The organism is Photorhabdus sp. HUG-39, assembly GCF_963878365.1.
Classification (GTDB): domain Bacteria; phylum Pseudomonadota; class Gammaproteobacteria; order Enterobacterales; family Enterobacteriaceae; genus Photorhabdus; species Photorhabdus kayaii.
In genome coordinates, this window is the sequence record NZ_CAWNWY010000036.1 from 49,332 (window position 1) to 58,693 (window position 9,362).

General features: G+C 41.5%; 7 protein-coding genes. 5 read left to right on the forward strand and 2 right to left on the reverse strand.

The genetic code is table 11. The annotated features are described in order from the left end of the window. Nucleotides 1-4 precede the first annotated feature (4 nt). Genes bioB through bioD form a run of 4 tightly spaced genes read left to right on the forward strand, consistent with a single transcriptional unit; the run spans nucleotide 5 to nucleotide 3,617 of the window. Nucleotides 5-1,042: a biotin synthase BioB gene (gene bioB, locus AAC155_RS19615; RefSeq protein ID WP_112876161.1), complete on the forward strand. Its 1,038-nt coding sequence runs from the start codon at nucleotides 5-7 to the stop codon at nucleotides 1,040-1,042. Continuing rightward, nucleotides 1,042-2,193 (forward strand): 8-amino-7-oxononanoate synthase, encoded by a 1,152-nt coding sequence (gene bioF / locus AAC155_RS19620; RefSeq protein WP_113043812.1) that lies wholly within the window; start codon nucleotides 1,042-1,044, stop codon nucleotides 2,191-2,193. The genes bioB and bioF overlap by 1 nt, the downstream gene beginning before the upstream one ends. Then, on the forward strand, nucleotides 2,177-2,944 hold the full coding sequence (gene bioC / locus AAC155_RS19625; RefSeq protein ID WP_113043813.1) for a malonyl-ACP O-methyltransferase BioC: 768 nt from the start codon (nucleotides 2,177-2,179) through the stop codon (nucleotides 2,942-2,944). Before bioF ends, bioC begins: the two co-directional genes overlap by 17 nt. Then, a complete protein-coding gene (bioD, locus tag AAC155_RS19630; protein WP_191214953.1) occupies nucleotides 2,937-3,617 on the forward strand; it encodes a dethiobiotin synthase in 681 nt (226 codons plus the stop codon). The genes bioC and bioD overlap by 8 nt, the downstream gene beginning before the upstream one ends. A gap of 286 nt (nucleotides 3,618-3,903) precedes the next feature. Here bioD and AAC155_RS19635 read toward each other — a convergent pair whose 3' ends face one another. Next, entirely contained in the window at nucleotides 3,904-4,797 is an 894-nt protein-coding gene (locus tag AAC155_RS19635) for a queuosine precursor transporter (RefSeq protein ID WP_113043815.1), read from the reverse strand. Beyond that, nucleotides 4,798-5,412, reverse strand: a complete 615-nt coding sequence (locus AAC155_RS19640; protein ID WP_112876157.1) for a helix-turn-helix domain-containing protein — start codon at nucleotides 5,410-5,412, stop codon at nucleotides 4,798-4,800. A 1,569-nt stretch (nucleotides 5,413-6,981) separates the two neighbouring features. Here AAC155_RS19640 and uvrB point away from each other — a divergent pair. Continuing rightward, complete coding sequence (uvrB, locus tag AAC155_RS19645) at nucleotides 6,982-8,991, forward strand: excinuclease ABC subunit UvrB (RefSeq protein ID WP_113043816.1); 2,010 nt, start codon at nucleotides 6,982-6,984, stop codon at nucleotides 8,989-8,991. Nucleotides 8,992-9,362 lie beyond the last annotated feature (371 nt).

Genomic DNA, 9,362 nt, shown 5'->3' on the forward strand with positions numbered 1-9,362 from the left:
TATTGTGATTGAGCGTAAGCAATGGACAATTAAGCAGGCGCAAGAGCTGTTTGATAAACCTTTTTTCGAATTATTATTTCAAGCACAGCAGGTTCATCGTATTTACTTTGACCCACAGCAAGTACAGGTCAGTACACTACTTTCCATCAAAACCGGGGCTTGTCCGGAAGATTGCAAATATTGCCCGCAAAGCTCCCGTTACAAAACAGGTCTTGAAAAAGAGCGGTTGATGGAAGTGGAACAGGTGATTGATTCTGCTCGTAAGGCTAAAAATGCGGGTTCAACACGTTTTTGTATGGGTGCCGCGTGGAAAAATCCCCATGAGAGGGATATGCCTTATCTGGAGAAAATGGTTAAGGAAGTCAAAGCATTGGGAATGGAAACCTGCATGACACTGGGCATGCTCAATGGGTTACAAGCGCAGCGGCTGGCGGATGCAGGATTAGATTACTACAACCACAACCTTGATACCTCCCCGGAATTTTATGGCAACATCATTACGACTCGGACCTATCAGGACAGATTGGATACCCTTGATAAAGTACGAGAGGCCGGAATAAAAGTGTGCTCTGGTGGTATTGTTGGTCTGGGTGAGGCGATACGTGATCGGGCCGCGTTATTGGTACAACTGGCAAATCTGCCAAAACCGCCAGAGAGTGTACCCATCAACATGTTGGTTAAAGTCAAAGGCACGCCATTGGCTGAGAACGAAGATGTAGACCCTTTCGATTTTATCCGCACGATCGCTGTTGCCAGGATCATGATGCCGTCTTCTCATGTTCGGTTATCCGCAGGTCGTGAACAGATGAATGAGCAGACACAGGCAATGTGTTTTATGGCTGGCGCTAATTCTATTTTTTATGGCTGTAAGTTGCTCACTACACCTAACCCTGCGGAAGATAAAGATTTACAACTATTTCGCAAGTTGGGCATTAATCCTCAGCAGACTCAGACAGCATTTGGTGATAATCAGCAACAGCAGCATTTGGCAGAAGCCATTATCAATGCGGATAACGAACAATTTTATAATGCGGCATTATAATGGACTGGTCATCTTATCTTTCTCGGCAATTGTCTGAGCGTTGGGACACTTCGCTATGGCGTCAGCGGCAGGTCAATCAGAAATCAGATGGGCGTTTCCTGTATACCACTGATGGCAAATATCTTAATTTTTCTAGTAATGATTACCTTGGGTTAAGTGCAAATCCCGCAATCATTTCCGCATGGCAGCGGGGAGCCGAACAATATGGTGTTGGTAGTGGCGGTTCCGGTCATATTACGGGTTATACAAAGGCTCATCAGCTATTGGAACAACAATTGGCTGACTGGCTGGGTTATCCAAAAGCATTACTGTTTATTTCGGGGTATTCTGCTAATCAGGGGGTCATTGCCGCGTTAATGACGGAACAGGATCGGATTATTGCCGATCGTCTGAGTCATGCTTCATTAATGGAAGCGGCTATGCATTCCCCCGCTCAGCTCCGGCGTTTTCTGCATAATCAACCTGAATCACTTGCAAATTTACTGGCAACGCCTTGTGTTGGAAAGACGCTGGTGGTAACCGAAGGTGTGTTCAGTATGGATGGTGACTGCGCACCGCTAGCCGATATTCATCAGCAAACCAGAATTTCTGGCAACTGGTTAATGGTGGATGATGCTCACGGTATTGGTGTCTGTGGTGAGCAGGGAAGGGGAAGCTGTTGGCAACAGGGAATCCAGCCGGAGATTTTGATTGTCACTTTTGGCAAAGCATTTGGGTTGAGTGGCGCAGCGGTGCTTTGTGATGAGCAGACGGCAGAATACCTAATTCAGTATGCTCGTCATCTGATCTACAGCACTTCTATGCCCCCCGCACAGGCTCAGGCGCTTTCTGAAGCTGTTCGGCAGATACAATCTGGTGATGAATTGCGTCAACGATTACAGCAGAATATCAATTACTTCCGCCGGCAAGCTCAAAAACTGCCATTTAATCTGACAGATTCAACTACCGCAATTCAGCCATTGATTGTGAGTGATAATGAGCTGAGTGTGTCCTTGTCTCAGTATCTGCAACAAAAAGGGATTTGGGTTAAAGCCATCCGCCCACCAACAGTACCACCGGGCAGCGCCAGATTACGTATTACTTTGACGGCCAGTCATATGCCACAGGATATTGATATGTTGATGGAGGCGTTGCATGGGTTCCGTAGCTGAATTTGCCAATAAACAGGCGATTGCTGGAGCGTTTGGACGAGCGGCCGCCAATTATGATGTGGTAGCGAAATTACAGCAGCAAACCGGTGAATTCCTCATGCAACAAGCCGCTGGACATCCTGGTCAGTTAATATTGGATGCGGGTTGCGGTACGGGTTTTTTTAGTCACCGCTGGCGACAACAGGGGAAGCAGGTTATTGGGTTGGATTTGGCATCAGGCATGTTAGCTCATGCCCGTAAGCAATTGGCGGCTGACTATTATTTACAAGCGGACATTGAACATTTAGGGCTTGCTGACAACAGTGTTGATATCTGTTTCAGTAATCTGGTTGTTCAGTGGTGTGATAATTTATCCAGTGCTTTAAGAGAACTTTATCGGGTAACCCGCCCTGGTGGATTAATTCTATTTTCCACCTTGGCTAAAGGTTCATTGCATGAATTGAAGCAAGCTTGGAGTACGGTTGATAACTATCAGCATATTAATCAGTTCCTGCCGCAACAGACAATTAAAGATGCCTGTCAAGGATTCCGGCATCTTCTTATTAGTCAGGTTTATCGCCAGCAATATTCTCATATATTGCCGCTATTGGGTTCTCTGAAAGGAATTGGTGCGACTCACCTTCATTATGGGCGACAGCAAGGACTGATGACGCGTGGACGGCTGACTGCTTTGGAACAGGCTTATCCACGAGAAAATGAACAATTACCTCTTAGCTATCAGGTTGTTTTTGGAGTGATTCATCGTGACTAAGTGCTGGTTTTTGACAGGTACAGATACCGAAGTGGGTAAAACAGTTGTAAGTTGTGCTTTGTTACAGGCGGCAACTAAAGCAGGATATAAAACAGCAGGTTATAAACCCGTTGCTTCTGGTAGTGAAATAACATCGGCAGGTGTTCGTAGTTCCGATGCATTGGCATTGCTGGCAAATAGTTCTGTATCTTTGCAATATGAAGAAGTGAATCCGTTAGTATTTGTTGAAGCGACATCACCCCATATTGCCAGTGATGACTTGAATCAACCTATTGATTTTACTGTTATGTCTACGGGGTTGTATCAGTTAGAAAAGAAAGCAGACTGGGTTTTAGTTGAGGGCGCTGGTGGTTGGTATACCCCTTTATCAGAATCGGTGACTTTTGCTGACTGGGTGGTTAAAGAGCAACTGCCGGTTATTTTGGCAGTGGGGGTGAAGTTGGGCTGTATTAATCATGCGCTACTTACCGTGGAGGCGATTATAGGTTCAGGGTTACATTTTGCAGGCTGGATAGCTAATGAGGTTGAACCCGCAGGCAAACGTCAGCAAGAATATTTGGCGACATTAGAGCGCATGTTACCTGCTCCTTTATTAGGTACGATTCCTCATTTAACGCAAGAATATTTTAATCATTTAGGGGAATATATAGATTTAAAATTACTGAATAATTAATTTGAAAGTTTAATCTGGTGGAATGTTATTTCAATGTCATGATGAATGATTACACTACTCATATCTATACCCGTCATCTTTCAAGTTGCCTCTTTGTTGGCTGCACTCACTCACCCCGGTCACATAGTTATCTATGCTCCCGGGGATTCGCTCCCTTGCCGCCGCGATCCATCTTGAAATCCATAGGGTAGAGGTTATTTTAGGACAATATGCCGGAATGACATTCCGGCATAAAAATAATATTTTTCAACGAATTTTCTATATTCTGACAAAACGTTATCTCTATTTATACTTCAGCGAGTTTTTTATTCACTAGCGCATCTGCTGGTCGATTTATATAATTTCTGAATATCTTCCTTACCAGATAAATAGGACCTACACCTAGGATAGAATAAGCCACTTTAATTAGGAACTGGGCGATAATCATTTCTTTTATGATATCTATGCCGAGAACACCATAGAAAGCGATTGAACAGAATATGATACTGTCGAATGCTGAGGCGATAACAGTACTGGTTATTACTCGCAGGAAAAGATACTTTGAGTTTGTGAGAGATTTTATTTTGCAGAGGAGATACGAGTTTATATTCTCAGAGATAAAATAAGCAAGAGATGATGCCAGTAATACAGATACGATACTATTCACTATTCCATTATAAGTCGCACTAAACTCCCATCCAGGAACACCTGGCATCAGTGCGGTTCCCCAAAGCCCTAGAACAAATAATAAGTTCGCGGCAAAAGAGATAATAATCGTTCTTCTTGCCAGACGTAATCCATAGAATTCGTTTAGAATATCGACCAGTAAGAAGGTTATAGGGTAAATAAAAACCCCAGGAGGCGTGATAATATTAAGGATCGGGATATGAATGGGCTTCACACCACATATGGTAGAGAAAATATAGATAACACTGAGTGCGATGCTAATGAGTAAATAGGCTTGCCATGAACGCTCATGACGATCCCCAAGTTCATAAGCTGTTACGATATTACTGTGGCTGTATAGTTTCCGGTATATCGTACTGAGCTCATGTCTGCTCAGATCTTCTGAAATATCACTGTCAGCGAGCTCTTTTAACCCCATAGTAATGGTCTTACCTGTCGCTAGCACCATGACATTTGCCGATAATTTACCATACCTTGAAAATCCCAGTAACTTAAACTTTTGATTTACCGTCATTTATAGTCTTTCTCCTACTATGTAGCCTAAAAAATAAGCATTTTTGTAGGGTTTCCTATCGAGGCTGTCATCATTTTTCTCTTGCCGGATAAAGAACCCAATTTCCTTAGAGTAATACAATAATGGTGTATTGGTGACTAATGCGGGGGGACGTTTTATAATGATCACCTCACCGGGTATGAATGTATCTTCTATTGCCGATTCGACTTTAAGAGCCAACATGTTTGATTCATCACCAAAGAAATAGGTTAGCGGATACTCGGTAACAAGCTGACCTATTTTTTTCTCAGAAACGGCTAAAAATTCAGATTGTGGAACAATAGGGATAGCCGAAGGATTCTTATTGCCTTCGGTTGAAAGTGTTTCATTGAGGCGTTCTAATTGTTCAAGGTCATAATATTCTATTTCTTCACAGGAAACACCGAAAAAATCGGAGATCCGAAGAACAGTAGATTGTTGAACGTTATTGACTTGTCCTTCCAGGATTTTATAAATCGTGGTACGGGTCAATCCTGTTCGATTGGAAAAAGAGCTCTTGGTTTCTCCACGGGTACGTATCAAATATTCTATATTTTTAATGATATTTGTTTTTCGCTGTGCATTAGACGTTTTCATGAGAATCCTTTATATAAAGATAACAGCATTACTATATTACTTGATGATATTGTCCAGTGTGAAAAAACCACTCATTGTGATAATTTCTTGATTTTACTTTTAATATCTTATTCTTATGATTATCTATATTAGCACATCCTATATCAGAAAATGCTCATGGATTTACCCTTATATTCTAAAAATGAAAGTCAAATCATATAATTAAGTGAAATTCATTATAAAGTTTACACAAAACTGAACTTTATGTTTATTTTTGTGTTGACTTTATGGATTTTATTATAATAATGTTAAGTTGTGTTGATGTGTTTTTGGAACATCAGATAGCATCAAACAAAATATTATTCTTATAAATCTCTCGGGGAAGAGCTACTTTATCCTTCGAGTTTGGAAGTGGATTATTTTTTAGCACTAGGGAATTTCAAGAAAATAGAGGAAGTTAAATAAACATCAGGACTGAAATTAGTAAATTAGTAAATTAGTAAATTAGTAAATTAGTAAATTAGTAAATTAGTAAATTAATAAAATGATAACACAGTTAAAACACCAGGAAATGGCAGTATAAAGATGCTTTGGAACAGCAATCGATTGAAATTGTGGATGATAGATACAAAGTAAGTTTTTCGATCGAAAATAGCCAGTAGAATATTGGACGTTTTACGAGGGCAGTGTCGATTTGATATTTATGTATCTATCATTTTTTTGAGCGGTCACGATGAAGTTTGTTTTGTAGAATAGAAGATATGTTGATGTGAATTCATTTGATGATATTGAACCTGCTATTGCTGAAAGCGTAGGAAGCAGAGAATCCTATTTCTGCTTAGGTAAAATACGACTCTCCCCTTGAGAAACAGATTTCATACGGAAACTGTTCACCAGCTATTTCTTATTGAATAAAAATTCCAATCTAACTCATATTTTTTACTGTTGTTTGGGGCAGAAAAGGCAGTTTTTTTCGCTCATTCTACAGAAAAAATAGACAATTATCTACCTTTAATGCTAGTGATATTGAAAGAATATAATTTATTGATATTTAATTTCCGTGAGAAAATTCTTACTTTTTCAGTGAATTTATTCATTTTTTTGAGAGGAAAAATTGAGATAAAGGTTAAAAAAATAGTAAAAATTTTTATCGGTAGAGGATACCTATTTTGTGGCATGATGTTGCAACCTCGTACAGTTAATAGGGTTTGTAGAGTTATCCACTATTCCTGTGGATAACCTTGTGTATTAGACTTAGAAAAGTTACGCGACGCAAGAAAATACGCGGCTTTCGTCAAGGTTGATGTTATTCTCGTCTTTGTTTTAATTTTATTAAATATCAATAAGATAACTAAAATCAAGCCCTGTCTGACCTGTGATGATGTCCCATGTTGTCACCTTTCAGCCAATCATATAAAAAATGGAAAAATCAAGATAATTTTGGGGATAAAATGGTATTTATTTTGATATCAACGGATGTTTAATTGATAGGGAAATGACCTACTTGAGTCCGTTTTTATAAAATCAACTTGAAGCTGGTTTTATATCCAGTATTATAGGCTAACTTAATGTTAGGAAAGTGAGATACCGATGAGCAAGGTGTTCAAATTACATTCTGACTTCCAACCGGGGGGTGATCAGCCAGAGGCCATCCGTCAATTACAAGAAGGCTTAGAAGACGGGCTTGCCCACCAGACTTTGTTAGGGGTTACGGGGTCGGGTAAGACATTTACTGTCGCTAATGTGATAGCCAATTTAAACCGACCAACGATGGTACTTGCTCCGAATAAGACACTGGCGGCTCAACTTTACAGCGAAATGAAGGACTTTTTCCCAGAAAATGCCGTAGAGTACTTTGTTTCCTATTACGATTATTACCAGCCGGAAGCTTATGTGCCGAGTTCCGATACTTTTATCGAAAAAGATGCTTCCGTGAACGAACACATTGAACAAATGCGCCTGTCTGCCACAAAAGCTTTGTTGGAGCGGCGAGATGTGATTGTCGTTGCGTCTGTATCGGCTATTTATGGTTTGGGTGATCCTGATAGTTACCTGAAAATGATGCTCCACCTGACCAACGGTATGATGATTGATCAACGCTCCATTCTGCGACGTTTAGCTGAATTGCAATATACCCGTAATGATCAGGCATTCCAGCGCGGGACATTTCGGGTTCGTGGTGAAGTGATTGATATCTTTCCGGCTGAATCTGATGAGCATGCCCTGCGCGTTGAACTATTTGATGATGAAGTAGAACGGTTATCACTGTTTGATCCGCTAACGGGACAGATTCAATATCATGTTCCGCGATATACCGTTTATCCGAAAACCCACTATGTTACTCCGCGTGAGCGTATTATTCAGGCAATGGAAGCGATTAAAATTGAGCTTGAGCAGCGGCGTAAGGTATTGCTGGCAAATGGTAAACTGCTGGAAGAACAGCGTGTTACGCAGCGTACCCAATTTGATTTGGAAATGATGAATGAATTGGGTTATTGCTCCGGCATTGAAAACTATTCCCGTTATCTCTCTGGCCGTGCCGAAGGGGAGCCGCCGCCGACACTGTTTGATTATCTCCCGGTTGATGGTTTGCTGGTAGTGGATGAATCGCACGTTACCATCCCGCAAATTGGTGGGATGTATCGAGGGGATCGTTCCCGCAAAGAGACGCTGGTGGAATATGGTTTCCGTATGCCTTCTGCGCTGGATAATCGACCACTTCGGTTTGAAGAATTTGAAGCACTGGCTCCACAGACCATTTATATTTCGGCTACGCCAGGCAAATATGAATTGGAAAAATCCAGTGGCGATGTGGTGGAACAGGTGGTGCGTCCGACGGGTTTGCTTGATCCGGAAGTAGAGGTGCGTCCTGTAGCGACACAGGTTGATGACTTACTGTCTGAAATCCGTATTCGAGCGGTGAAAAATGAACGGGTATTGGTCACCACATTGACTAAGCGAATGGCGGAGGATTTAACTGAGTATTTGGAAGAGCACGGTGAACGGGTTCGCTATTTGCACTCGGATATCGATACTGTCGAACGTGTGGAAATTATTCGGGATCTTCGTTTAGGTGAGTTTGATGTATTAGTGGGAATTAACTTGCTGAGGGAAGGGCTGGATATGCCAGAAGTTTCTCTGGTGGCTATTCTTGATGCGGATAAAGAAGGTTTCCTGCGGTCTGAACGTTCATTAATTCAGACGATTGGGCGTGCTGCCCGTAACCTGCATGGTAAAGCGATCCTTTATGGCGATAAGATCACTGATTCAATGGCAAAAGCTATTGGTGAAACGGAACGCCGGCGTGCTAAGCAGCAGATATTTAATGAAAAACACGGTATTGTTCCAAAAGGTCTCAATAAGAAAATTAGTGATATTCTGCAAATTGGGCAGCCAGCGGGTGGTAAAAGAAAGGGCAGAGGTAAAGCGGTCGCCACAGCGGAAACATTCAGCAACTTGTCTGCCAAAGAGCTGGAAAGTAAAATCCGCGAGCTGGAAGCGAAGATGTACCAGCATGCGCAGGATCTTGAATTTGAACAGGCGGCTAGTGTTCGGGATCAGGTTCAGGCATTGCGTGAGCAATTTATTGCCAGTTCTTAACAATTGCCCCGTAAATCCTTGCCCAATGCGAGGATGTCGCAAAAGGCCAGCATTGAAAATAAACCCGCAGAGATTTATCGCCTGTTATTGGGAGTGACAACCCATGACAGGCTAAATTTTTCGATTGAAAAGGAGCGATTGAGCGATTTATTAATTAAAGAATTCAATATGAAAAATCGGAACTGATAGCGATTAATTAGCTATTTTATGTGATATTTATCACATTTTTTCATGTTCATATGACAAATATCGTGATCTTGTGGTCATAATATTTAGAGAGCGAAATTCTCTGTTATTTGTCTCCACTCCATCCTACTCAGTTGGACGCGGTCTATTGTTCTCTCTAACGCCACGTATTAAATGATGGCTAT